The 25,153-nt window shown below is 41.6% G+C and carries 23 protein-coding genes; 7 read left to right on the top strand and 16 right to left on the bottom strand.

The genetic code is table 11. The annotated features are described in order from the left end of the window. Positions 1-13: 13 nt before the first annotated feature. The 6 genes from MIC7126_RS30710 to MIC7126_RS0122045 all read right to left on the bottom strand — a co-directional run bounded on the left by MIC7126_RS30710 (position 14) and on the right by MIC7126_RS0122045 (position 7,820). The gene (locus tag MIC7126_RS30710; protein ID WP_154655950.1) at positions 14-277 is read right to left on the bottom strand and encodes a hypothetical protein; all 264 of its coding nucleotides are present in this window, start codon (positions 275-277) and stop codon (positions 14-16) included. A gap of 687 nt (positions 278-964) precedes the next feature. Further along, positions 965-4,132 carry an efflux RND transporter permease subunit gene (locus tag MIC7126_RS0122020; RefSeq protein ID WP_017655323.1) on the bottom strand — a complete coding sequence of 1,056 codons (3,168 nt, stop codon included), beginning with the start codon at positions 4,130-4,132 and terminating at the stop codon, positions 965-967. 17 nt (positions 4,133-4,149) lie between these two features. Then, a complete protein-coding gene (locus MIC7126_RS0122025; protein WP_017655324.1) occupies positions 4,150-5,928 on the bottom strand; it encodes an efflux RND transporter periplasmic adaptor subunit in 1,779 nt (592 codons plus the stop codon). Next, positions 5,929-6,420: a heavy metal-responsive transcriptional regulator gene (locus MIC7126_RS0122030; protein ID WP_017655325.1), complete on the bottom strand. Its 492-nt coding sequence runs from the start codon at positions 6,418-6,420 to the stop codon at positions 5,929-5,931. It lies immediately after the preceding gene. A 282-nt stretch (positions 6,421-6,702) separates the two neighbouring features. Beyond that, a complete protein-coding gene (locus MIC7126_RS0122035; RefSeq protein WP_017655326.1) occupies positions 6,703-7,194 on the bottom strand; it encodes a FixH family protein in 492 nt (163 codons plus the stop codon). A 275-nt stretch (positions 7,195-7,469) separates the two neighbouring features. Then, on the bottom strand, positions 7,470-7,820 hold the full coding sequence (locus MIC7126_RS0122045; protein ID WP_017655328.1) for a hypothetical protein: 351 nt from the start codon (positions 7,818-7,820) through the stop codon (positions 7,470-7,472). 263 nt (positions 7,821-8,083) lie between these two features. Here MIC7126_RS0122045 and MIC7126_RS0122050 point away from each other — a divergent pair, with 263 nt between their 5' ends. The 5 genes from MIC7126_RS0122050 to MIC7126_RS0122070 all read left to right on the top strand — a co-directional run bounded on the left by MIC7126_RS0122050 (position 8,084) and on the right by MIC7126_RS0122070 (position 11,630). Then, on the top strand, positions 8,084-8,335 hold the full coding sequence (locus MIC7126_RS0122050; protein ID WP_017655329.1) for a thioredoxin family protein: 252 nt from the start codon (positions 8,084-8,086) through the stop codon (positions 8,333-8,335). Positions 8,336-8,594: 259 nt separating this feature from the next. Beyond that, entirely contained in the window at positions 8,595-9,065 is a 471-nt protein-coding gene (locus tag MIC7126_RS0122055) for a hypothetical protein (RefSeq protein WP_017655330.1), read from the top strand. 72 nt (positions 9,066-9,137) lie between these two features. After that, positions 9,138-9,548, top strand: a complete 411-nt coding sequence (locus MIC7126_RS0122060) for a heavy metal-responsive transcriptional regulator (RefSeq protein WP_017655331.1) — start codon at positions 9,138-9,140, stop codon at positions 9,546-9,548. Positions 9,549-9,659: 111 nt separating this feature from the next. Beyond that, positions 9,660-10,286 carry a class I SAM-dependent methyltransferase gene (locus MIC7126_RS0122065; protein WP_017655332.1) on the top strand — a complete coding sequence of 209 codons (627 nt, stop codon included), beginning with the start codon at positions 9,660-9,662 and terminating at the stop codon, positions 10,284-10,286. A 171-nt stretch (positions 10,287-10,457) separates the two neighbouring features. Further along, on the top strand, positions 10,458-11,630 hold the full coding sequence (locus MIC7126_RS0122070) for an MFS transporter (protein WP_017655333.1): 1,173 nt from the start codon (positions 10,458-10,460) through the stop codon (positions 11,628-11,630). 73 nt (positions 11,631-11,703) lie between these two features. Here the strand turns inward: MIC7126_RS0122070 and MIC7126_RS0122075 are convergent, their stop codons facing one another. From MIC7126_RS0122075 to MIC7126_RS0122090, 4 genes are all read right to left on the bottom strand, one after another. Continuing rightward, complete coding sequence (locus MIC7126_RS0122075; protein ID WP_017655334.1) at positions 11,704-12,225, bottom strand: cupredoxin domain-containing protein; 522 nt, start codon at positions 12,223-12,225, stop codon at positions 11,704-11,706. A gap of 22 nt (positions 12,226-12,247) precedes the next feature. Beyond that, complete coding sequence (locus tag MIC7126_RS0122080; RefSeq protein ID WP_026100457.1) at positions 12,248-14,515, bottom strand: heavy metal translocating P-type ATPase; 2,268 nt, start codon at positions 14,513-14,515, stop codon at positions 12,248-12,250. Between the two features lie 159 nt (positions 14,516-14,674). After that, positions 14,675-14,869 (bottom strand): heavy-metal-associated domain-containing protein, encoded by a 195-nt coding sequence (locus MIC7126_RS0122085; protein ID WP_026100458.1) that lies wholly within the window; start codon positions 14,867-14,869, stop codon positions 14,675-14,677. 469 nt (positions 14,870-15,338) lie between these two features. Next, positions 15,339-15,992: a DUF305 domain-containing protein gene (locus tag MIC7126_RS0122090; RefSeq protein WP_017655337.1), complete on the bottom strand. Its 654-nt coding sequence runs from the start codon at positions 15,990-15,992 to the stop codon at positions 15,339-15,341. A 1,022-nt stretch (positions 15,993-17,014) separates the two neighbouring features. On the opposite strand from MIC7126_RS0122090, the gene MIC7126_RS0122095 reads away from it, so the two are divergent. Together MIC7126_RS0122095 and MIC7126_RS0122100 are read left to right on the top strand one after the other, a co-directional pair. Then, on the top strand, positions 17,015-17,680 hold the full coding sequence (locus MIC7126_RS0122095) for a class I SAM-dependent methyltransferase (RefSeq protein ID WP_017655338.1): 666 nt from the start codon (positions 17,015-17,017) through the stop codon (positions 17,678-17,680). A 135-nt stretch (positions 17,681-17,815) separates the two neighbouring features. Further along, on the top strand, positions 17,816-18,391 hold the full coding sequence (locus MIC7126_RS0122100; RefSeq protein WP_017655339.1) for a hypothetical protein: 576 nt from the start codon (positions 17,816-17,818) through the stop codon (positions 18,389-18,391). Between the two features lie 32 nt (positions 18,392-18,423). Here the strand turns inward: MIC7126_RS0122100 and MIC7126_RS0122105 are convergent, their stop codons facing one another. The 6 genes from MIC7126_RS0122105 to MIC7126_RS0122130 form a co-directional block, all read right to left on the bottom strand. After that, entirely contained in the window at positions 18,424-19,110 is a 687-nt protein-coding gene (locus MIC7126_RS0122105; protein ID WP_017655340.1) for a DevA family ABC transporter ATP-binding protein, read from the bottom strand. A gap of 33 nt (positions 19,111-19,143) precedes the next feature. Further along, positions 19,144-20,295: an ABC transporter permease DevC gene (gene devC / locus MIC7126_RS0122110; protein ID WP_017655341.1), complete on the bottom strand. Its 1,152-nt coding sequence runs from the start codon at positions 20,293-20,295 to the stop codon at positions 19,144-19,146. Positions 20,296-20,310: 15 nt separating this feature from the next. Beyond that, complete coding sequence (locus tag MIC7126_RS0122115) at positions 20,311-21,606, bottom strand: ABC exporter membrane fusion protein (RefSeq protein ID WP_017655342.1); 1,296 nt, start codon at positions 21,604-21,606, stop codon at positions 20,311-20,313. A gap of 44 nt (positions 21,607-21,650) precedes the next feature. Then, complete coding sequence (locus MIC7126_RS0122120) at positions 21,651-22,490, bottom strand: formyltransferase family protein (RefSeq protein WP_238553668.1); 840 nt, start codon at positions 22,488-22,490, stop codon at positions 21,651-21,653. A 99-nt stretch (positions 22,491-22,589) separates the two neighbouring features. Beyond that, positions 22,590-23,864 carry a glycosyltransferase gene (locus MIC7126_RS0122125; RefSeq protein ID WP_017655344.1) on the bottom strand — a complete coding sequence of 425 codons (1,275 nt, stop codon included), beginning with the start codon at positions 23,862-23,864 and terminating at the stop codon, positions 22,590-22,592. A 143-nt stretch (positions 23,865-24,007) separates the two neighbouring features. Beyond that, the gene (locus MIC7126_RS0122130) at positions 24,008-25,150 is read right to left on the bottom strand and encodes an acyl-CoA dehydrogenase family protein (protein ID WP_017655345.1); all 1,143 of its coding nucleotides are present in this window, start codon (positions 25,148-25,150) and stop codon (positions 24,008-24,010) included. Between the last annotated feature and the right edge of the window lie 3 nt (positions 25,151-25,153).

A 25,153-nucleotide genomic window follows, 5' to 3' on the forward strand; every position in this document is an offset into this window, starting at 1 on the left:
GTTTACCTAAAGTTCATGGGTATGTAGCGACCATAGCGCCACTAAAGCCTACTTGAGATAATATCAATACCTTTGCCAATTTCAAAGGGCAAGTTGACAATGGATTTCCTTTGTGGCGTCGCTGAATCAAAATATGAATCAGGCGATCGCTGCAATCAGACAACTGTCGCACATCTTGGCCTGATAAACAAATTAACTTATATGGTGCAGGTGAGAAATCTGGTACATTTGATTTCTTTAGAGAAGCTATCGTTGGTAAAACTAGAGCTAGTCGCACAGACTACAATTCCAGTGAAGATGATCTGGTATTAGTACGCCAAGTAGGTAAAGATCCGAATGCACTAGGTTATTTCGGGTTTGCTTATTAGAAAGACAACCAAACGTGGTTAAAAGCTCTTGCAATTGACGGTGGCAAAGGTGTAGTACTGCCGTCGTATCAAGCAGTGTAAAAATCTGAGTATTAACCCTTAGCTCGACCTTGTTGATTTACGTTAATGCTGAGTCTGTACAAAATAAGCGAGAAATAAAAGAATTTAACGCTTAACGCACCTACAATTAGGGTATCTTGTGGCTAATCCTCGCTCTCTCCTACTTTTAAACCCTTGCATAATCGTAACACACCCTACTTAATATGTACTTCATAAATAGGTTTTCAATCCTTTTTTTAATAGCCTTTGATATTAGTATTAACTAACCTTTCCAGAGAAGCTGGGAACCAAAAACGATTATGATTACAGTTTGTAATGTCCTATGTATTCGCTGTCTATAACGAGAATTTTATGTTAACGGTTAACGTAAGTAATGCAAAACTAGCTACGGCTCCGCTTAATAGTATCTTAACGCCTGTATTAATGTTCATTTTTACTCTCCATTACTTTGTTAAGCTAGTAGTTTTTCTTAAGACTAAAGTCATTCTAAACCCTTCAGTTAGGTAGAGAGTCAAGTAATAAATTAAAAAATTTACTTAATGTTTCCTTATGTACTGCTTCTTGAAAATACGGGAAAATAACTGAGTTCCATCATCTACTACCGAATGCATAACCGGAATGACAATCAGAGTGAGTAGAGTGGAGATGCTTAATCCTCCCAGAATCACTGTAGCGATTGGTGAGTATGCATCCATTCCAGTATCAGGGAAAAACGCCAGTCGAATAATCACTACTAAAGTGATAATTACTGTCATCAAAATCGGCTTGAGTCTGATAGGGGCTGCTTCCCGAATAGCGACATCTCTAGGAATTTTCTGCCGACGTTTTGTCAAAATTAAATCAATCAGCAAGATTGCTCCAGCCACATCAATTCCTGACAGAATGATAATCCCTAAAATAGAAACTGTCGAAAATGTCTGCCCAGCTAGCAATAAAGCTCCAAATACTCCCGCTAGTTCTAAGGGAATTGACAGCATCATGTTAAGCGGCTGGATGAATGAGCCAAACTGAACTACTAAGATGAGATAAATAAGTACTAGGGAAAGCACAAGCCCTCTAAGCAACCGAGCGAACTCAATCATCATGTCGGTCATATCACCCATTGAGTCCAGACCATATCCAGGGGGAAAATTAAGTTCAGCACCAGCTTGCATTGCCACTGTCATTGATAGATCCATCGAGGCTGGAGCGTGCTTACGATAAAATCCATTGACGTAGACTACCCGACGACCATTGACATGTTCAATTAGGCTAGGCCCCTTACGACTCTCAAGAGTAACAACTGTATTGAGAGGCACTTGTTTTCCATCTTTTGTTGTGAGGTAAGTTGCAGCTAAGTCTTCAGCGTTCCCTCGGTCTTTCTGTCCGTAGCGCACTAAGATGGAGTTCAGTCTACGATTAGGTAAATTATAGTACTGTTGAGTATATCCCCCCTGCAAGGCGTAACGAGCTTGTTCAGTCACTTCTGCAACACTAAGTCCCAGTTCCATCGCGCGACGGCGATCAACTTTTAGTTGATATTCAGGCTGAGTCATTGTCGAACTAGTGTGAGCCATTTTTAATCCAGGAGTTTTCTCGGCAATGCTTAAAACTTGGTCGGCGAGGCGGTGTAAAATATCTAAATCCTCCCCATAGACTGCGAGCTGCACAGGCGCGGCGGAAGTAGCCATGACATCTACTCCCATTGGTTGCATAGCAATACGTCGGATACCAGGAATGGTACGACGAGCAAGAGCTTCTACAGCATCAATCACTTGCCAGATATCGCGGGTTCTTTCGCCTCGGTCTTTGAGAGTCACAATCATTGAGGCGCTGTTTACCCCACCCATGCTATAACCACTGAAATAAGTGCTGTTATTGGTTAGTTCAAACCCTACTTCTGAAGAGACTTTCTCAACTTCCGGCTGCTTTTGGAGAATCTGCTCAAAGTTTTGGGCGATCGCATCAGTCTTGGCAAAAGATATCCCTGCAAGAGCTTCCACAGTCACCATAAATTGACCAGAGTCCGCCAAAGGCATCATCTCTTGACCTACAAAAGGGTACAAACTGTAGCCCAAGTAGATGAAAGCGATCGCCACAGCTAAAACCATTCCTCGATTTTTTAATGCCAAATCCAGCAGAGATGCATAGCTTCTTTCCAACCACCCAAAACCCTTACGAAATGGAGTAAGTAGCCTTGGGAGCAAGGTTTGCTTGTGTAAATCATGCTCGGAGTGAGGTTTTAAAAAGTAGGCTGCCATCAGGGGTGTCAAAGTTAGTGACACAATTAGGGAAGCTAACAGGGCATAAATAATTGGCCAGACAATACCGACAAACATTATTCCTGTTAGTCCGCCAGCAAAAGTCATCGGAGCTAATGCCGCAACCATCACCGCAGTAGCTGCGGCGATCGCCAAAAATACTTCCTGTGTTCCTTCAATCGCTGCGTGGAAAGGCTTTCTACCCTGTTTCAGCTGGCGCTCGACTGATTCAATCACTACAATCGAGTCATCTACTAGCCGCCCAATCGCTAACAGCACGCCAATCAGGGTCGAAGAATTCAAGGACATTCCCATCGGCACAAACGGCAGAATCGACATTGCCAATGAGGTGGGAATGGAGATGAGTACCATTGCCGTTGCCCGAAAATCTTCTAGAAAAACCAGAATCACCAGCCCTGCCAAAGCTACACTGATAAGTAGCTCTGCAATCGTGCCTTCTTTGATAATCTCCACCAAATGGGAGTTGTCGTAGGCTTCTTTAAATTCAACCCCTGGATACTGAGTTTGGATACGCTTGAGTTCAGTGCGGATGCGCTCAATGACTTGGGGAGAACTAGCATCCGGCTTTTGGATAATATTGATTCCTAATGCTGGTGAGCCGTTGTAGCGATAGCCACTACGCCGTTCTTCATAGGTATCTTTGACGGTAGCTACATCTCGGACATAAACAATGCGATCGCCTTGATTAAAAATCGGATAATCTAAGACGGTCTGGCTACCTAGAGCGCGTTCATCACTACGCACTACGATTTCACGATCGCCTTTGGTTAATACTCCAGCACCCTTGGAAACATTGTTACGGTCGATTGCATCCCGCACCTGCACAATTGAAAGACCGTAGGCTGCTAACTTTTCTCGGTCTACGATTATTTGCAGTTGCCGTCGGTATCCGCCAAAAATAGATACAGCCTGAACATCAGGTACTTGTTTCAGCCGATCAACTAAGATATTGTCCGCAAAATCCCGTAGACGTACCGAATCCCAGCTTTCCCCCCGCAAAGCTAAGGTCAGAACTGGACGGTTAAGAGGATCAATGGGCAGAACCCAATAAGAGCGTGTGTCAAAGCCATTAATAGGTATATCGCCTTCCGCCGATTTCATCACACTTTGTACGGCCCCAAGCGATCGCTGCATATCTTGACCCCAAGCAAACTGCACTGTCACCAGTGACATATCCTGCTGGGAACTAGAGCGGACAAAGCGCACACCGTCTAGTACTGTCATCCGCTGCTCAATTGGCTTACTAATGTAAGTCTCCACTTCTTGGGGAGGTGAACTAGGAGCCATTGTCACAATAGCAACTAGAGGACTCTGTAGGTAGGGCATCATCCGCACTGGTAGCTGAAATAGCGCCAGGACTGCTAAGGCAAGAATACCGACATATAAGGCTAACAAAATCACTGGGTTCTGGATCGACCAGCGAGGAATTGAACCGATTTTCATCTGGAAAGCTCCTGAACCTAGCGATTATCTAACGTAAAAGAACTGCTGCCAATTCGTGAGGAGTCTTTGACTTTGGCAGTTACTTCCCACTTTCCACTCATACCCAAATAGGTATTGACTTTAAAACGACCAGATTGAGTATCAGGTTTTACTTCCACATCAGTAGACATGGGAGAGGAATTCTTCATTGGCATGGCGACGCTAACTTCTAAACCCTCAACTTTTACAGGCTTCTTGGTTTTAGAATCTTGGACTTCTAGAACCAGTTGATTATCACCAGATACTGCTTTGCCTTGCGGGCTGACTAACTTTATTTGGGTGTTATCCTCTACAGCATTACTTAAGGAAGCAACTGGTTGACCAGAATCATCAACAGCCGCCACCAAGGTATTTTCAGTCAGTCTTTCCTGTCCCGAAGTGATGACCAAATCGCCGGGTTGCAAACCGCTAGTTACCTCTGTGCGATCGCCGTTTGTTAAACCTGTAGTGATAAATTTGCGTTTAGCTGATTTACCTGCTAAAACCCATACAGCTTGCTTACCTTCAGATTCAGTCAGTGCTGCTTGGAAAACCGACAGAGCGTTTGGCTTATGGGCTGTAATAATTTGCATTTCCACAGCCTGTCCTGCCAAAATCTGCCCACCAAGATTGTCTACCACTGCCTCAACTGTAACTGTACGGGTGTCCTCCCCAGCTTTGGGAAAAATGCTTGTAACCCTACCTTTGATGGTTTTAGTGGAGTTGCCAATTATCCGCGCCACAATTGGCGAACCAATTTCTACACCTGCTAGGTTTTGCTGGGCAACATTTGCTTGGAGGCGAACTTTGCTATATTCTCCAATTTTGAGAATCCCGATACCAGGTTGTACTACTACACCAGGATCTGCCATGCGCTCCTGTACAATACCTGTAATCGGGGATGTAATAACTTTGTAACTCTCAATGACTTTGAGACGCTGAATTTTTACTTTAGCCTGTGCTACCTGAGCTTGGGCTTTAACTATCTGGGCTTGCATCCGTTCTAATTTAACTTTTGCAGCACCCAGACCCGCCTTGGCTGATGTTGCCTCGCTTTTTTGTCTGTCAAAGTCATTACGGGCGATCGCCCCGGAATTTAATAAAACCTGCTCAGTTCGCTGTACTCTTGTCTCTAAATAAGTAGACTCGGCTGCCATTCGCTGTATTTCTTGACGTTGCTCATCTAGTTCTTTTCTGCTAGCTTGTTCGTCAGCTTTGGCAGCCTGCATTTCCGTTGTTGCTTCCTCTACCTCATCAGAAAGTTCCGTCGCAGTTAACCGGGCCAGTACTTGTCCTGCTCTTACTTTACTTCCTGGGTAGGCAGAGTATTCAGTCAACTGCCCACCCACTCGTGGATATACAGTCACTTCCAGGTAAGGACGCACTGTCCCCGTATAACGCACACTTGCCTCCATTAAACCAGGCTGGATGGACTCGACCTTGACCGGGGTGGGATTAGAAGAGCCGTCTACCCGCATCATGTCTTCCATCGACATCCCTTTCATATCTTCCATCCCAGCCATAGAAGAAGAGGGTTTGAACTGCTTGGTTATTATTGAGATACCACCGATTAGCGCTGCAAGAAATACAAGTGTAATGACCGTTTTGACGGATAAAATGGACTTTTTGTTCGGCTTAATTTCAACCAAGTTAGCATTGTCATGATTACTGACTTGATCGGGTGTTTCTACCTCAACGGGGGAAAGGTCAGAAAGAGGAGTTTGTTCGTTTTCTGCTTTGATGCGAGAGTTTTTATCCTCGTCAGTAATTCCAGACATTTACTCTCCTCGCAGGTTATGAACAGGTATATCCCGACAAGCAACTTCCTCAATCATGCTACAAAGCTCTTTGCTGCATGGGTCGTCCAAGGGTCGGCTTGACCAGCTTTCTTGATATGCTTCTAGCTCCTCCTTCAGCGCCTTCATGCGATAAATCTGCTCCTCAAGATCAGCTATTTTCTTTTTCAGTAAGCCTCTAACCAGTGGACAAGCAGGGCTACCGTCAGAGCGAACACCAACTATTTGTTGAATTTCACTGAGGGAAAACTGTAAAGATTGAGCTTTTTTGATGAATTGCAGTCGCTTGATTGCTTCGTCATCGTAATAACGGTAGCCATTTTCACTTCTTTCAACTGGTGTTAGCAATCCTAAGCTTTCGTAATACCGAATTGTTCCCACTGCCACATCGGTTTGCTTTGCTAGCTCACCAATTTTCAGTAGTTTTTTTGGGGATAATGCTTCACAACAAGCTTGTTCCACTACAGCAACCATAGTTTTTTATTTCTACCACTATGTATTGCTCCAACCTTAGAGTCTATAGTCAACTGTAGAGTCAACCCCCAGAGTCAGAATTTGTGTAAATTTTTCTAACGAAATTTTGGACTGCTGACGAATTGTTATGTGTGTTAACTACGATAGTAGGCTTGAAACCAGATTTTACTTATAAATGTGCCTTGAACCTATCGAGACGGAATTTTCGTAGGGCGATGGAAGAGTCAAAAATTTATACCTAATAGTTTCTACAAATATGGATTTTTAGAAACTTTAGCTCAACTACTTAACGGCTACATTAAAGACAGCGTTGGCAGTCGGCTGGATATCTTTAAGGTTTACCTTTAGTTGCCAGTTACCACCATAAGGTAGACTGCTTTGAATTTCAAACATACCGGGTGAAGATGCTGACTTGACTTGTGTTTTTGCAGTTCCTACTCCTTGCATCCCCATTGCCTTCATTTCTTGCTCAGACATAACCATTTCAACCGCTACATTTTTGACAGCTAAAGGCTTACCACTCTTGGCATCTGTAACATTCAGCATTAAAGTACTTTTTCCAGTTTTGAGGGGTGTCGCTTCCGTATTTAGAGTCATGCGAGCTTCTCCCGTTTGGGTATTAGGTTCAATCACCTGCCCGCCTGTCGTGGTTTTTGAGGAAGAGACAGCCGGATTATTACCTGAATTATCTACCTGTTGTCCATTACTACAGGCCCCTAAAGAAATTACTCCCGTGCTTCCTAGAACGATTAAGAGCCACTTGAAAGATTTCATGCTATTTATTTCCTCACAGGCGGTAACGATCAATTTGAGAATACTTAAATAAGTAAATTAGAGCAATGTTAAACCCTCAAGTCGGCTGTAGAGTCAAGTAGATATGGGCAAGAATTTTACTTAATATTTCTTTGCAATATCTCTGGATAGCACTGTTACCTTAAGCATTATTAAGTGCAAATCAGGTTTTTGCCACATAACTGTCGCGGCCATATCATCAATCACAATCATTTACAGTTTGTAAATGATTGATGTCTAAAACTAACTGCTGATGGTTACTTGACTCCTGTACGGCATCGTTGCATAGCTTGGAGTCTTAGCATAGTCGCCCCCCCAGTTGGTCTAGCTGGGGGTATTTGACAGCCTCCTGTATTGGATTGTGCGCTGTCTTCTCTGACCCTGGATTGTATTGGGTTTTGCGGAATATTTTTATAACACTCTTGCAGGGCTTGCATTCTTTGCAAAGTAGCTCCGCCAGTTGGTCTGGCTGGAGGAATTGATTCACAGACTTGTTTGTTAGATGCATTTTGCTGTCCATAGGCGGTGGAACCTAAAGATATATTAAGCAAGGCTATACCTACGGGAAGTGCTAGGAAAGATGCAGTGCGGATAATAAACATTTTCATAGAAATAACACCTCAAAAACTAGTAACTTTTGTTACGGAAGTAACTGTAGAATTATGCTAAACCTTTGAGTCGGCTGTAGAGTCAAGTAGATATAAGCGAGAATTTCTCTTAATATTTCATTGCAATATCTTTGGATAGCACTGTCACTTTAATTATCATTAAGTGCAAGTCAAAGAATAAATTCAGAAAATAAAAAAGGGTTGACTCTATAGTTAGCTAGAGGCTTCAGAATGAATGAGTAAAAAGAATTTTGGTGGACATCATGACAAAACGTCAAGTTGAGATTTTTACTGCTGATTGTCCTCTTTGCGATGAAACAGTTCAATTGGTGCAAGAATTGACTTGCCCTAATTGTGAAGTATCAGTCTATAACCTGCGACAAGAGCAGGAGAAAGCCCAGCAGTATGGAGTGAATGCAGTGCCTGCGATCGCCATCAATGGGAGACTGGTTGTGACTGGCAAACCTAGTCGAGAGCAACTCCAAGCTGCTGGTGTAGGTCAGCCCCTGAGTTGAAATAGTTCAAACAGAAGGTAAATAAGCCCAAAGACCTTCAATTTGCAAAAAACTAACTAAATCTATTGTAGGGTGGGCATCTCACCCGCCCTAATTATGCAACTGAAAGGCACATTAACTTATGAACCGTAAATCTGTTTTATGGATGGTTTTGTTGATCCTCTTGGTAGGATTGATTGTCGTAACACCAACTTTGTCACGAGTTAGAACACACAAATTGTCCAGATCATGATGGGTAGCATAATAAAATAGCGGTGAGATGAGAAGGTTACTAGCTAATTGGGTAGTATGGATTCTGGCTGCACCAGAAACGAATTTGTTTTTGTTTTCTTTCCTGCTTCATTTTATTTATGAAGTCTGGCAGTCACCTTATTTTGACTTTTATAAAATGCCTTCTTTAGCAGATAAAGTCAACTACATTACTCATTGCACAGTAGGAGATGGAATTATTACAGTTATCTGTTACTGGCTCATCAGCTGGTGGTGCAGACGCCACTGGATTCTCAGACCAACATGGAAGCTAACTATACTCTTTACTGGCTTAGGATGGCTTTACACATTCAGTTCAGAAATTTATCGAGTACATATCGCCAAACTTTACGGTGTTTCAGCCTTAGCTGTACCAGGTGTCGGGATTAGCTGGTTACCCTTACTACAATGGGTAATTTTGCCGCCTTTGGTGCTATCTTTTGCTCGACGGCATATGCTGGGTTATCGAAATAGCTCATAATGTTGGTTTTTATCAAAATACGTATAAAAAATTCAGGATAAACAACAATCAAATCAAATTTGGGAGTGTAGTATGTTAACCCACGATAAAAAGCTGCTTTTAATTGGTCAGGTAACAGCTTTAAGCGGAGTTCCTATCAGGACAATTCGCTATTATGAAAGTCTAGGTTTACTCAATTCTTCTGGGAGAACAGAGGGTGGCTTCCGACAATTTTCGTTAGATGTGCTTACCCGTTTAGCATTTATTAAACGGGCGCAAAATCTTGGTCTTAGTCTTGAAGAGATCAGAGACATTCTTAATATATATGATGAGGGAAAGCTGCCTTGTGGTGAAGTTAAACAAAAGCTGGAAGATAAGGTAAATGAAATTGAGTGCCAGATTGAAGAGCTATTAGCTTTAAGAGATGAACTAACAGGTTTACTCTCAGGTTGGGATAATTTTACAGGTAAACGAAAGGATACGATATGTCCCATCATTCAGTAAGTAATCAAAAACATTAGAGCAATGCTGATACCTTGATGCTCGCACACGCTACTATGAAGTCGTTGTACTTAAGTATGTATTTTTGCTTATGAAAGAATCTAGAGTTTCCGTATGACCGAAACCAAAGTTCGCAAACAGTATGATCGGTTGGCAGCAATATATGACCAACGCTGGAGCAATTACGTTGCTAATACTTTGTCATTTCTCAAAAGCTGGGCACAGATATCTCCATCAGATGTTGTGCTGGATATTGCTTGTGGGACAGGGGAGTTTGAGCGGCTGATTCTAACTGAACAACCGACGCAGCAGATGGTCGGAGTAGACATTTCAGACAAGATGCTACTTGTGGCTAAACAAAAATTTTGTGACTATCCTAATGTCTCGTTTTACAACGCATCAGTCTTAGCATTACCCTTTGCAAGTAACAGTTTCGATGTGGTCGTATCTGCTAGTTCGTTTCACTATTTTGATGACCCTGACGCTGCATTAGCAGAAATGAAAAGGGTTCTGAAGCCTGATGGTAAATTAGTGATTTTGGATTGGTGCAGAGATTATTTATTGTGTCAAATATGCGATATTATTCTGAAAGTTTTTGATCCAGCATACAAGCAGTGTTATTCCCAAGCTGAATTTCATGAGCTACTTACATCCGCAGGTTTTAACATTTGTCACGCAACTAAGGTTCGTTTTGGCTTGATATGGGGATTGATGGTAGCAACAGTAACAGCTAGTCGCTGAATCAAAAGTTTTTCTAGTTTGAGAACGATTGCTTGTAAACTGTTGCGTTTTTAATTTAGGGTAATGCCAGAAAAGCTGAGACCTTGTGCCGTTAATACTCGCTGTTAGATGATTGTAGAAATCATGCTGAAAACTGTTTTGAGCTAAATCAGTATTAACCTTCTATCTACAATGACAAATATCAAAAGCCTTTCTAAAACCCCTGCTTTCAAGTTCGTAATTTTACTCGGCTTTGTTAGCTTATGTGCTGATGCAACCTACGAAGGGGCGCGTAGCATCACGGGAGCTTATCTTGGAGTTTTGGGTGCTAGCGGTACTGTGGTGGGGCTAGTAGCTGGTTTAGGGGAGTTAATTGGCTATGGTTTTCGCCTAGTTATCGGTTATCTCAGCGACCAAACCCGAAAATACTGGGGAATCACTACATTCGGTTATTTTGTTAATACAGCAGTTGTGCCGCTTTTAGCTTTAGCAGGACGTTGGGAAGTTGCAGCAGCTTTGATGATTGCTGAACGCACAGGCAAAGCGATTCGCACCCCACCGCGAGATGTGCTACTTTCCCATGCTGCTAGTCAAGTTGGCAGGGGTTTTGGTTTTGGCTTGCATGAAGCAATGGATCAAACAGGTGCTGTGATGGGGCCATTGGCTGTAGCGGCGGTGCTTTATTTGCAAGGAGGGTATCGGGGTGGCTTTGCGATTTTGATTGTGCCAGCAGTCTTAGGGTTAATTGTGCTTTTGATCGGACAACGGCTTTACCCAAATCCCCGTGATTTTGAAGTAGACACAGCAACACTCAAAGGAGAGGGATTACCGCGAGTCTTTTGGATTTATCTTAGTGCAGTAGCCTTAGTTGCTGCGGGGTACGCAGATTTCCCTTTAATTGCCTACCACTTACAGAAAGGAGCGATCGCTTCCTCTAATACGATTCCTTTATTTTATGCGGTAGCTATGGGAGTTGACGCTATAGCTGCACTAATATTTGGGCGTTTGTTTGACCGCAGGGGGATTTCTATTCTCATTGTTGCGGTTTTGATATCATGCTTGTTTCCTCCATTGGCTTTTTCAGGAAACAGTAACCTTGCCCTTTTGGGAATGATTTTATGGGGTGTAGGGATGGGGGCACAAGAATCAATTATGAAAGCTGCGGTTGCAGGGATGGTGCCAATAGACAAACGCGCTTCCGCTTATGGAATTTTCAGCGCAGGCTATGGCTTATCCTGGTTTTTAGGTAGCGCCTTAATGGGAATTCTTTATGATCGCTCTGTTGGCTCCTTGGTTGTCTTTTCAGTCGTTATCCAAGTTGCAGCAATTCCCATTTTTTGGCAAGTAAGAAGGCACAACATTTAAGACTAGTTAGAGAGGCTTAAGCTCTTGGAGTGTTGGGGTAAAAGTAGCCAAAGGTAAAGTTTATTGTTACCTCCTACTGGACTTCTACCACACCACGAAACATATTCATCCCACAGGTAAATTGATATTGACCTGGTTTAGGAGGTGTAAATTCAATGGGAGTGACGTGATTGAGAGCTAAATCTTGAGCAATGTGAAAATCAGGTAGTAAAACTTTCTCCAAACAGCTACTGGGGTCGCGGCGAAAGAAATTTAGCCGTACAGGTTGACCAGATTTTACAATTACACGAGAAGGTTCATAGCCTCCATCTACATTAATTGTTAGCTCTTGTATTCCTTGATCAATATTAGCTTTTATAGCTTTGTTTTTACTGAATAGAAACCACCACAGTTCTAATCCAATTAATCCTAAACCGCCCAAAGTAACGCCGACTTTTAATGCTAGTGGTTGTTCAATGCGGCGAAATTGACTAGTTTGTTCTGATGAATGTGTTGGCATTTCGGTTGGCATTTGTGCTGTTGCTACGCTTGATGCTGTACCAAACAGAAGTCCTAGCCCTGCGATGCTCCCAAAAATCTTACTTTTGTTGAACATTTGTTAAATTCCTCCACAATTATTAGATAGTTTTGGGATGAAAGTTACGCAAGCGTAAGGCATTCGTAACAACAGAAACAGAACTAAAAGCCATCGCTCCACCCGCAATAATTGGGTTGAGTAACCAGCCAAAGACAGGAAACAAAACTCCAGCAGCAATGGGAATCCCAGCAACGTTGTAAATAAAGGCAAAGAAGAGATTTTGACGGATATTGCGAATAGTGGCACGGCTCAATTGAATTGCGGTAACAATACCTTGCAAGTCTCCAGAGATCAGGGTAATATCGCTGGCTGCGATCGCTACATCCGTTCCAGTTCCAATTGCAATCCCCACGTTGGCTTGAGCCAGTGCTGGCGCATCATTGATACCATCACCCACCATTGCAACAATTTTCCCCTCTGCTTGCAATGCTTGTACTTGAGACGCTTTTTGGTCGGGTCGAACTTCTGCAACTACACGTCTGATACCAACTTCGCTGGCGATCGCTTCTGCTGTTTTGCGATTATCCCCTGTTAACATAACCACCTCTAAGCCTAACTTTTGTAGCGTTCTCACAACTGCTACTGAAGAAGGTTTAAGTGCATCAGCAATTCCCATCAAGCCTTGAATTTGCCCATCCACAGCAATTAAAATAGCTGTTTTACCAGCAGCTTCCAAAGAAGCTTTGCGCTCTTGGAGAGTGCGAGTGTCGATATTTAATTCTTCCATCCAACGTTGAGTACCAATTTGTACCAAGTGGTCTGAAACAAAGCCTTGGACACCACTGCCGGCGATCGCTTCAAATTTTTGAGCCTCTATCAGTTCCACTTGCTGAGATTGAGCATACCTAACCACCGCTTCAGCTAATGGATGTTCTGAATTTCGTTCTACAGACGCTGCCAACTGCAAAAGTTTTAACTCATTACTATTAGCTGTGCCATTAACAGTAACAAAGTCAGTAACAGTGGGTTTTCCCTGTGTTAAAGTTCCAGTTTTATCTAGCACAATGGTTTGGATTCTATGAGCAAGTTCTAGACTTTCAGCACCTTTAATTAAAATGCCATTCTCTGCGCCCTTGCCCGTTCCTACCATCACTGAAGTTGGTGTGGCTAAACCCAATGCACAAGGACAAGCGATAATCAGCACTCCGACTGTGGTGATTAGGGCTAATGTCAAGTTGCCCATGACATTAAACCAAATGACAAAGGCAGCGATCGCAATAGCTATTACTGCTGGCACAAACCATCCCGTTACTTGATCTGCTAAACGTTGAATTGGTGCTTTAGAGCCTTGAGCTTGTTGCACCATTTTGACGATTTGAGACAAAAAAGTGTCTTTTCCAACGCGGGTTGCTCGGAATTTAAAGCTACCTGTTTTGTTAATTGTGGCTCCAATTACTTCATCTCCCGGTTGCTTTTTAACTGGCAAACTTTCACCAGTCACCATCGCTTCATCAACATTGGAAGCACCCTCTACTACTTCTCCATCAACAGGAATTTTTTCACCCGGACGCACCAAAATTACATCACCAATTTGAACTTCCTGGATGGGAACATCAATTTCTTGGCCATTTCTGATTACTCTGGCATCTCTGGCTTGTAAACCGATGAGTTTGCGGATGGCTTCAGAAGTTTGTCCCTTAGCACGATTCTCAAATAGCCTTCCTAGCAAAATTAAGGTGGTAATGACTGCTGCTGCTTCATAGTACACATCAGGCATCAGTCCAGCAGACGTAAAAAAACTTGGGAAAACAGTAGCAAACAGTGAATAAAAATACGCTGCACCAGTACCGATAGCAACTAAAGTATCCATAGTTGCTGTATGACGTTTAAAGGCTTTCCAGGCATTTTTGAAGAAGTCCGCACCGCACCAGAACAAGACAGGGGTTGCTAGTACCAACTGTACCCAAGGATTGTCTAGCCACAATGTCCGAATCCAAGGTAGATTCAGTCCTATCATGGCAGAAATTGACCCCAGTACAATCAAAGTGCTGAGGATTGCTCCTACAACTAGCTTGTGGGTAAGTGTGCGTAATTCTGCTTCACGGGCGGTTTTTTCCGCATCATCCTCTCCAGTAATCATTTCTTGCTCCTGGAGTGAGTAAGATGAGTATCCGGCAGCATCTATAGCGCCTTGGATTGTTTCCAGATTGGTGCGCTTGGGGTCGTATTGAATAGTAGCCTGCTCCGCACCAAAATTGACGTTACAGTCGCTCACCCCAGGAACAGAACGAATTGCTTCTTCAATGTTGTTGGCGCATGAGGCACAACTCATACCTCGAAGTTTAAGATTCAGAGTATCTATAGCCATATATGCTCTTTAGCTGCTGCTTTAACTGAGTTCTAAGAACGGAGTTTTGGTGTGGTTGATAGCCCAGTACCGTTACTTAGCTTTGCCTGTGTGCTTTTCAGGCAACGTTACTAGGCGTTGCCTTGCTCTGTTTGCTGGCCTATCCTTTGTTGATGGCTTTTAAGTGACAGAATAGCCAGCAGTAGTAATTGCTTCCTTAATAACTGTTTCGTCAGCATTTGTGTCCACTAAGACAACTTTTGTTTTTGGATCTGCTTGAACCGTAGCAGTAGGATCGACTGTTTTGACTGCTTTAGTAATGGTGTCTCCACAAGCAGAACAAGCCATGTTAGGAACTTTTAGTTGGAGTGTCATAACGTTAAAAACCTTAAATTTGGATAGTAAAAAGATAGAGTTAAGAAAATTAGGAGTTGAAGACTCAAATGGTTTACGACTTTAGCTAGCAGGATAACCAGAATTAGCGACACCGAATAGCCCGTCGTAGACATCGCTTCTTTGATTGCTGTTTCAGATGGCATAACTGGAAGTACGCAAGCTGCTACAGCTTTAAACTCTCTGAAGTGTGTTACTTCATAAATTCATCTTAGACTCTCTAGCTGGATGGAGAGTCAAGAGGTTTTACCAAATTTTTTTTAATGGTTTCAAAAATATTGCATGAGATGTGTCCAAAGTATCTGCGACGAGAATTGCAGTCGTTGCACCTGTATTTCCCTACTAATGAGGCTGGGGTGGGTAGTAAGCCCGCCCACCATTACTGCTTTTAGCTAGGTCAGTCCTTTTTGGAGAAACTAAGTTACTACCTACTCGAACGATTAAAAGTATTTCAATTTTGAGTACTCATTGCTTGGAGCAACTCTTGCATTTGAGCAATTTCAGCACTTTGACTCTTAGCAATGGATTGAGCTAAATTTCTAATTTCGGGATGCCTAGCATTGTTACCAACCATGCCTGCCATCATGGTCGCCATTCGGTGATGGCGCGTCATTTGACGGAGAAATTCCTGGTCAAAGTTAGGCGCATTTTGCAGGGCTGTCATCATCTCCTTATCCATCATCTCTTGCTGCTGCATGGCAATCTTCATTGCCTCGTCCATGCCGTTACCCATATTCATGCCAGTTGTGGGGACTTCTTTGCCGTACCACTGCTTGTACCAAGCCTGCATTTGCTGAATTTCACGGGTTTGGTCTGAAATAATGGATTGTGCTAGCTTTTTGACTTCAGGGCTTTTGGCTCGGCTCAAAGCCATCTGAGCCATCTCAGTAGCACTTTGATGATGAGGAATCATCATTTCGATAAACGATTTATCCACTTCAGCCCTCATGTTCATTCCACCACGCATAGGGCTTGTGTTTGTTGGATTGGGAGCTTCTACTTGATTGCGATCGTTGGCTTTGGCGCTGTTAATGATGGGAAAAGCTGCGATCGTAGTGCCTGTCAGTAGAGCAACAAGACTGTAGGTTAAAACTTTTTTGTTCATTTTAATGACTTCTATTCAAGGAAATAAGTGGTTTAGAGAATGTCAACTCCCAATCAGGGATTTTGCTAGGCGTTGTCAATACGCGCCCTAAAATCATTGGTTAGAAACGATAGTCTTGGTCTATCTGTCCTTCCCTACTTGAAAGGCAAATTAGCTAGCATATATTCAGCTTTTATACCTCAGATAAGTTAGGCTACACCTATAGATTCGTAGTTTTAGCCATAATTTTTTCCCTAGCTAAATAAATGAATCAGTTATGAAGCTGTAGTTATGCTTCTAATAATTCACACTAGGCAATTGTCAGTGAAAAAGCATCTACCTAATGATACGATGCTAATTTATTCCTCATGAGATGTCTAAATTTCATGCTGATTTCATTTTGGTATGCTACAAATTTTAGCTAATAAGTTATAAAAATTTTATATAAAAAATCAATCAATTTTGATATCATGTCTAGACAAACGCTACATACAAATTCTCTTTAAAAGAAAAGTGATAATCAAAATTTGCCTTTATAACACGTGCTTCTACAATAATTTTTTTAGTTTCAAAAAGTAGAAGTTTGATTACTTTTATAAATAATTTCAATTTTATAAATATTATTTATCAAAAAATTATTCCTGTCATTTATGATTTTCTTTGACTTATAAAATCTGTGTAAAATTTATATCCTGCAAAAAATAGTAAATTAACAAAGCATACAACTATGAAATTCACATGAAATCCTTATAAAAATTAAATTAGCTAATAATATATCATTAGGTAGATATTAGTTTATTTACAAAATCTGATTAAATTAAAAGTGAATTGTACTGGCTTGTTCTCCCGTACAGATACTATTTTTAAAGCAATGAAAACGAGCGAGCCTAGCGCTAATGTTCAAGCAGATATCAAAATCAAGATTGTGTTAGTCAAAACTTAGGAATCTAAAACAGCAATCAAGGAAGCGTACCTTTGCTCGGCGTAGCCATCGCTGCCTTTGGCTATCCTGCCACTTGAACAACAAATGTAAAAGCTAAACTATGTTTCCTAATTCAACCGTATTGAGAACTATTTTTTTGGACACTGGGGTACTAATTGCCCTACTCGTAGGCATTGGATTCTGGTGGCGAACAGCTGTTCGCCACTACTATCTGCCCTGTCCATTCTGGCTGGCCTGGCTTTTAGAAAATCCATACATGGAGACTCTGGCAGGCAGTTCAGTCATTCTCGACCGTCTTAACCTCTCCCCTGAGATGCAGGTAATTGATATAGGAAGTGGAACGGGTCGTGTTGCCATTCCTGCTGCTAGAAGAGTAGCACCAAATGGTCAGGTAGTGGCACTTGATAGCCAGTCAGGTATGTTGCAAAAGCTAGAGCAAAAGGCAAGTGCAAACAGTGTAACTAACATTCGGACGTTTCTGAGCAGAATTGAGCCGGGAGTACTAGAACGTAACAAGTTTGATAGAGCATTGTTGGTGGCAGTATTAGGTGAAATTCCAGATCGGGAGGCAGCACTTCAAGAGATATTTGCCGCTCTTAAGCCAAATGGCATTCTTTCCATCACTGAGGTCATTCCTGACCCCCACTATCAAACGCTTGGCACTGTTCGCCGTTTGGCTGAAGCAGCCGGATTTATACCTAGTGATTATTACGGTAACTTTTTGGTTTTTACAATGAACTTTATGAAGCCAAATACGGCATACTAGCACAAATTAGGTTGGCAACCGCTTAAAACTATGTCATTTCAATATTGAGCATGTTGCAGCTATAACTCTCAACTCAAGTACACAATTCAAAAGTAGATAACTAAAAACTTAAGACTGATTTGGAATGGAGGAAAAATGAATCTGACATCTGAGCAAGTTCACTGGATTGGCGGAGTTGCATTTACTATTGTCGCTGTGCTGCTCATCTTATATAAAACTCGTGTGATAAGAGCGGGCTGGTTATCTTATTTGCTTCCTTTATTATTGATTGGTTACGGAGTGGAAAGCCTTATAGATCCGCTGGTGCATGGTACAGCAAAACCTCAAAACTATGGTGCTGAAAGCCTACAGCATATAATACAGGGCACACTAATGCTGATTGTTGGTGGTGTAGAATGGCTTCGTGCTGGTGGACAGCTAAAACATTATGGCTGGGGATTGCTTCTGCCACTCGGTCTTATTGGGGTTGGGGGCGTGTTTATGTTTCATGCCCAGCATGAAGCTAATGTTCCTCCTTTGCTTCTTCTGGTTCAACATCGCATCTTTGCAATCACTCTTTGGATTACTGCTGCTGCCAAAGCCCTAGCTGAATGGCCAAACAAAAACTCTCAAGCCTTTTCAATAGCCTGGCTTCTCCCACTTCTCCTGTTTGGCTTAGAATTGCTGGTCTACAGCGAAGGAGGTAATTCCTCAACCCACAGTATTCATTGATTACACAAGTATGCAAATAGTAATCCTCAGTCCTAACAATTTACCAAATGTCCATCTTCCATATGAACGATGCGGTCAGCAATATCAAGAATGCGATTGTCGTGAGTAACCATTAAAACAGCACAACCCTGTTCCTTAGCCAAACGCTGCATGAGTTCCACTACATCCCGACCTGATTTACTATCCAAAGCAGCAGTGGGTTCATCAGCTAAAACCAGTTTCGGATGACTTACCAAAGCACGAGCAACAGCAACTCTTTGTTTCTGTCCACCAGATAAATCATCAGGATAGTAATTCACTCGATGCCCCAAACCAACAGCTTCCAGCATAATTTTGGATTTAGCTTCAGCTTGTTGATGATCAAATTCTTTATGCAGTTCCAGTGACATTTGAACATTCTGGCAAGCGCTCAAAAATCGCAGCAAATTGTGAGCCTGAAAGATATAGCCAATATTTCGTCGAATTTGGACTAATTGTTGATCATTAGCTTTGTACAATTCATGTCCTAAAACTTTGAGTCTTCCCTCTTGGACAGACCGCAAGCCTCCCATCAAAGTGAGCAGGGTTGTTTTACCTGAACCCGACTGCCCCATCAAAATAACTACTTCACTAGGGTAAATTTCTAGGTTTATGTCAAATAAAACTTGTTTCTGTAATGCTCCTTGACCAAAGTAGTGATTGAGATTTTGAATAGAAATAATAGAGTTTTGTTGTAACATTTGTTCATTCAAGTAGAAATATCTCTTATACTATTAAAAAATATCTGCTGGATCTGCTGCTCTCAATTTACGTACAGCGATCGCGCCAGAAATAGTACACATTAAAATTGTCAAACCTAAAACAAATGCAGAACGACCAGCACTCATAAAAATTGGTAAAAAAGTTGCAGCTTTGGTCAATTCATATAAACCAAAAGAAATGCCTAAACCAGGAATATAGCCAAAAATTGCTAAAATTAGAGCTTCTTGAAAAACAACACGCAATAAATAATTATCTGTGAAGCCCATAGCCTTGAGGGTGGCGTACTCGGCTAAATGTTCGTTGACATCAGTGAAAAGGATTTGATACACAATGATTATACCAACCACAAATCCCATCCCTGTACCGAGTGCAAACATAAAGCCAATCGGTGTACTTGTACGCCAATATTCTTTTTCAAACTCGATGAATTCTTGGTAAGTAAGTAATCTAACATCTTTAGGCAGTTTAGCAACTATATTATTCAGTGTTCTTTGTTGATCTACACCAGGTTTGAGAGTAATTAAGCCAATATCAATTTCTCCATTACGACGATTTTTAAACAAACGCAAGAAATTTTGGTCACTGGTAATTAAATTTCCATCTGCTGCAAAGGAAGGGCCAAGAGTAAACAAGCCAACAGTTTTAATTCTGTAGTTACTAATTTCTGTTATTACCTGTTTGTCTCGCTCAAATTGTGCAGCAATTGGCCCATATTCAGAACGGGAAGAACGGTCAAACAGAAAAGTATCAGGCAATTTTAACTTATTGAGATTTTGATTGACTTCCGGTAAGTTAAATACTAGTTTTTCAGGTTCAAAACCGAATACAAATATGGCTCGATAATCGGCATTAGCTGGATTTTTCCAATCAGCAAAATCGACATAAACAGGGCTGACAGAATTAACCCCTTCAAAGCCTGATACTTGGTAGAGACGACGTGAAGAAAACTGTCTCATATAAGCAAGAGACTTAGAACGGGGACTAATCATCACCAAGTCCGCTTTTAAAGTGGTATGGAAGCGTGCAGCACTATCATAAAGCGCACCCTCAAATCCTAACTGCATAAACATGAGAATATTGGAAAAACTAATACCCGCCATAGCAACAATCATGCGAGATTTTTCGCGGGTAAGTTGTAACCAAGCTAAACGTATTTTAGACATAATAACTAGTACTATTTAAGATTTTTCTGTGTTAATTATGACTTCTACTTGTAAATTGGTTAAACTTCTAACTTGACTGGCATCTTTTGGATTAAGACGAATTTTAATTTCAACAACTCTGCGGTCTACATCAGCAACAGGATCAGTACTAAAAGTTGCTTGTTTTTTTACTTGCAAACCAACTTGAGTGACCTTTCCATGTAGTTCTCCAGAAAAGGCTTCACTAGTAATTCTGGCTTGCTGACCGATATGTACTTGACTAACATCAGTTTCGTAGACTTCAGCAACTATGTACATCTGGTCTGTTTGACCCATATCTACAATTCCTTCGTTGCCAACAATTTCTCCAGGAAAAGTATAAATTTTTAAAATTTGACCGTCCTTGGGTGCGCGGACGTAAGTTAATTCTAAGTCGGCTTGAGCTTTTTCTACAGCAGCGATCGCACTTTCTACCTCTGCTTGAGCTGCTTGCACATCAGTGGGACGAACCTCAGCGATTTGGTCTAAAGTTGCTTTTGCTTCGTTGATTTGCTGTTGCAAGGTTTCTTCTGTTTGCTTAAGAGTCGATCTCGCCTCGTTGATTTGCTGTTGTAAGGTTTCCTCGCTTTGATTTAGGCTAGCCTTAGCTTCATTCAATTGCTCCCTAGCAGTTTCTAATTCCAAACGCTTGCTATCAAATTTGGAAGCTTCAACTGCACCTTCTTTGTATAACATTTCAAAGCGCCCAAATTCTGTTTGAGCATTGTTTAACTGGGCTTGTAGACGAGCAATGTTTGCTTGTTGAGTCCTTCTCCCTCCTAATAGTTGGGCTTGGAAGCGAGCAATAGTTGCTTGTTGAGTCTTTCTCTCACCAAATAGTTGTGCTTGCAGACGGGCAATAGTTGCTTGTTGAGCATTAATTTCCCCAGTTTTTGCCCCAGCTTTTACCTTAGCTAAATTAGCTTGAGCAACTTTTACTTGTTGTTTAGCTTGCTTTAAAGCCGCTGAAAGACGATTATAATTGTCTAGGATGGCAATTACTTGATTCGAGGTAACTTTATTTCCCTCTTTCACTAAAAGTTTGTGAATTTTAACAGTTTCAAGAGAAGTAGAAGCAGACAGGCGAATAACTTCACCTTGCGGTTCTACGCGTCCTCTGGCACTAACGGTATTGGTAGGAGGAGTAGTTGCTAAAGAAACTGATGAGGGATTTTTCTGACCAGGTTGGGAATGAAGAAGACTATAAATAGTAGCCGTGCTAATAACTGAGGTAGTGATACTAAGGAAGAGAATTACCCACCACTTTTTTGACTTAATAAATGGTTGCTCCATCACTTTTGAATCATGCATATTCATTTTACTGTTGAAGCTCAAGTTTACTCGAAGAAATCACTTAAAAAATCTTGAAAATTAACTAGAGAAAAACCCTGCTTTTGGACAATTTTAATATCACTTTTGGTGGGAAATGAAAAGTATGAACCACCTAGCATCTGAGGAGTTCGTTTTAAATAATAATCATCAAAATTATTGATAACACTACTTAATAAACCAATGCCTTGATTGTTAACTAATTTATCTACAGTTAAAATACTGTAATCAGTATTGTCAACTTCTAATTTTTCTTGTGCAAGTATTGCTCCTGAATCAATAGAAGTATCTACAATTTCATGAATTGTTATACCAAACTTCTTATCATTTTTAAAAGCAGAGTATAAAACTGGGAATAAGCCTTTACATTCAGGCAACAGTGCTGCATGTACGTTAATAACTGCTTTTTTGGGTATCTGGATAATTTGCTTTTTGATAATTTGGTCGAAGAAATATATCACGATTAGATCGAGATTAGCTTGCTTCAATTCAGCAATAATATCTTTACCATTTATATTTGATGTTTTAACGTGATGAATTTGATACTTATGGCAGATTTCAGATATTGTAAAGTGCTTTCTTTTATGCCCAGTGATAGATGAAGCAAATTGAGATAGATAGATCAGCCAAAAATAAAAAATAAAGTTGTAAGTTAAATAAATAACGAAATCAAAACCCGATCTGCGATAGTTAGTAATAATTTGCTGAAGTAAATTACCATGTTTACTACTATATCTATCAGTAGTGACTACAATTGCTATTTTGTCATGATGTTCTTCAATAAAGCTTATGATAGCTTCACTTGAGGAATAACATTCTATATTAAACAGAGCAATTCTTTGCATCATTAACTCCTAATTACGCACAAAAAAATTGTTAGTAACACCAGTCCGTAAAAGTTATTCACAAACAAAATTCACGGTATGAAATTTAGCGATCGCTAAATTTCATACTGTTGTCAAAACAGGCTTTTCCTTAGATATAGCAAGTTCCACAATGTCAGCTGCTCCTCTAACTCCACCTGCGCGTTGAATTGCTGCTTGTAACCTAGATGCACTGTTTTTGTAAGAGTCTTGGCTTAGCACTTCTTGTATGGCAACTCGCAGCTTAGAAACGCTTAGTTTAGTTAAGGGTACTGTTACCCCTGCTCCTGTCCAAGCTAGACGAGCTGCTGTACCTGGCTGATCGCTAGTGATGGGAATAGCAACCATTGGCACCCCATTGTTCAACGACTCAAGAACAGTATTTAATCCTGCGTGAGTAATAGTGAGACTAGCTTGCTTGAGCAGTTCCATTTGAGGTGCATATTTAACAACCAAAGGTTTTCCCGGTAGTTCTTTGAAAGAGTCCAGATTACCACCACCAAGAGAAATTACCAATTGCACATCTAATCCATCACAAGCCTGAGCAATACGTTGGAAAACATCTATTAAGCGATTTTGTATAGTCCCCATCGAGGCGTAAATTAACGGTTGTCCAGTTAGCTTTTCCCAAGGGAAAGGCACAGCTTCTCGACTGGCTGATTCATGGTAAGGGCCTGTGAAATGGAAGCATTGGGGTAAATGCTGTCTGGGAAAATCAAATTCAGCAGGTATTTGACTCAATTGCGCTAATTTAGAGTAAGAAGCGTTAACGTCATAGCATGGGGGCAAATTCCAGCTTCGGCGATACTCATTTATCAGCTTTTCAATTGGTTGAGCGATGCGATTAAGCAGAGAGTAAGCGGCTTGATTCCGCAGATACGCCCATCGTGCAGGGTTATAACTCCAAGATGTCACAAAGGGGGGAACGCCGTCTTCTTGATTGAGTGGCAAAGCACTGCACACTGTAATAAAGGGAATATCCAAAAATTCCGCAATACTCCCTCCTTCTAATGTCATTTGATTTACCAGCAATGCTTCTACGCCAGCTTCCTTGAGTGCTTTTGGAGCATCACGAAGTACCATCGCAGCTTCTTGTTGTATTAAATTGAGATTGTATCGTAATGCTGCAAAACCGCTCAATTTACCAAGTTGTACCAACGATTGTGCTGCGATCCCCAAAGGAAATTCAGTCTCTCCTATTCTCCAGAAATCCAATCCCGCTGCAAGTGTTTTGGATTGGACATCTGCAATTCCAAACAAGGTTACACGATGTCCGCGTCGTTGCAGTTCGCGTCCCAAAGGTAGCATTGTGTTAAGGTGACCAGTTTTTGCGGGACAGAGAATGCCAAAATGAGTCATAACTTCAGCCTTTTTTTGCACTATGAGAACAGAGGATTAACTTAGGCGGTTTCTGAGAAAAATTTACCAATTCAAGCGAGGCATCCCATTTACTCATAGGAAGTTTAGCCAACATCTCGGTAATTTTTTTCCTGACAATCACCTTATTGAATGAGCAAAGTTTCTCCTGCTAAGTATTTATCTAAACTAGGTGAGATACTTAGGCGTGAAGGAGGGTGAAATGCTAGTGGACGGGCAGCAGTAAACAGATAAGCAACTTCGGGTGAACTGATAAATGCCATGCCCCCTAATAACTCCACAGCATGAGCAGTAACACGTTCTATAGCACCTTGCACTGCATAACGCACAAACAGCGCCCGTGCTAGTTGATCGCTACCTTGGTTGCTGTCGCTGACTATCATTGACTGGGCTAGTCCTTCTAATGCAGCCATCGCTCCCTCAACTTCAATGGCTAAAATTGTCCGCTCAGAAGGCGTACCTTTACCAGCTGCGATGGTTCGTTCTACTAAAGCACTAGCGATACCCAGGTAAGATGCAGAAATTAGCATTTCAAACCAAAGAAAACCCCTTGTTTGGATATAATCTAGATTTTCGGCATTGCCTGTATAGGAAATAAGCTGTTCTGGAACTTTGACATCCTGAAGAATAACTTCGTCGCTTTCTGCACCTGCCAGCACTGAATTTGTCCAGAAGGGACGACGTTCAATTCCTGGAGCATTTGTTGTCGGGATAATAACGACTGCTAATTTGCTATCGTCTCCCGATTCGCTGGGAATTGAAACACTTGCAGTGAGAAGATCCATTGATACAGATAAGCTGCAAGGCTTTTTATTACCACTGACTGTTATACCATCAGCTGTTCGTTTGACCTGCATATTGGGAGTAAGAATGCCTGTACCTGTCCGTCCTTCCGCAAAGCCAGAAGCTACGTAGAGATTTTGTTTGGCAATTGCCTCAAGTAACATCCACTCCAAGCCAGTTCCCGAACCTTGGGCGATCATCTCAACGATGGTTGCAACTGAAAAATGATGCATCGTCGTGGCGATCGCCAGCGAAGGCGCACGGCTGGCGATCGCTCTTTGAATCCGAACAGCTTCCACAGGAGTTGCTCCCAAACCCTTATATTTAGTTGGAATTAATAAACCAGGGCCACCAAGTTCACGAAATATTTTTATGGCTGGATTTTGTGGCTTTTCCATTTCCAATAGAGGAATTTGTGCCAGTTTTTCATCAAGGTCTGGCAAAAACTTTGTCAGGATTGTTCGTTCTGGTTTGAGAAAATTCACCTG

This window comes from Fortiea contorta PCC 7126 (genome assembly GCF_000332295.1).
GTDB lineage: Bacteria > Cyanobacteriota > Cyanobacteriia > Cyanobacteriales > Nostocaceae > Fortiea > Fortiea contorta.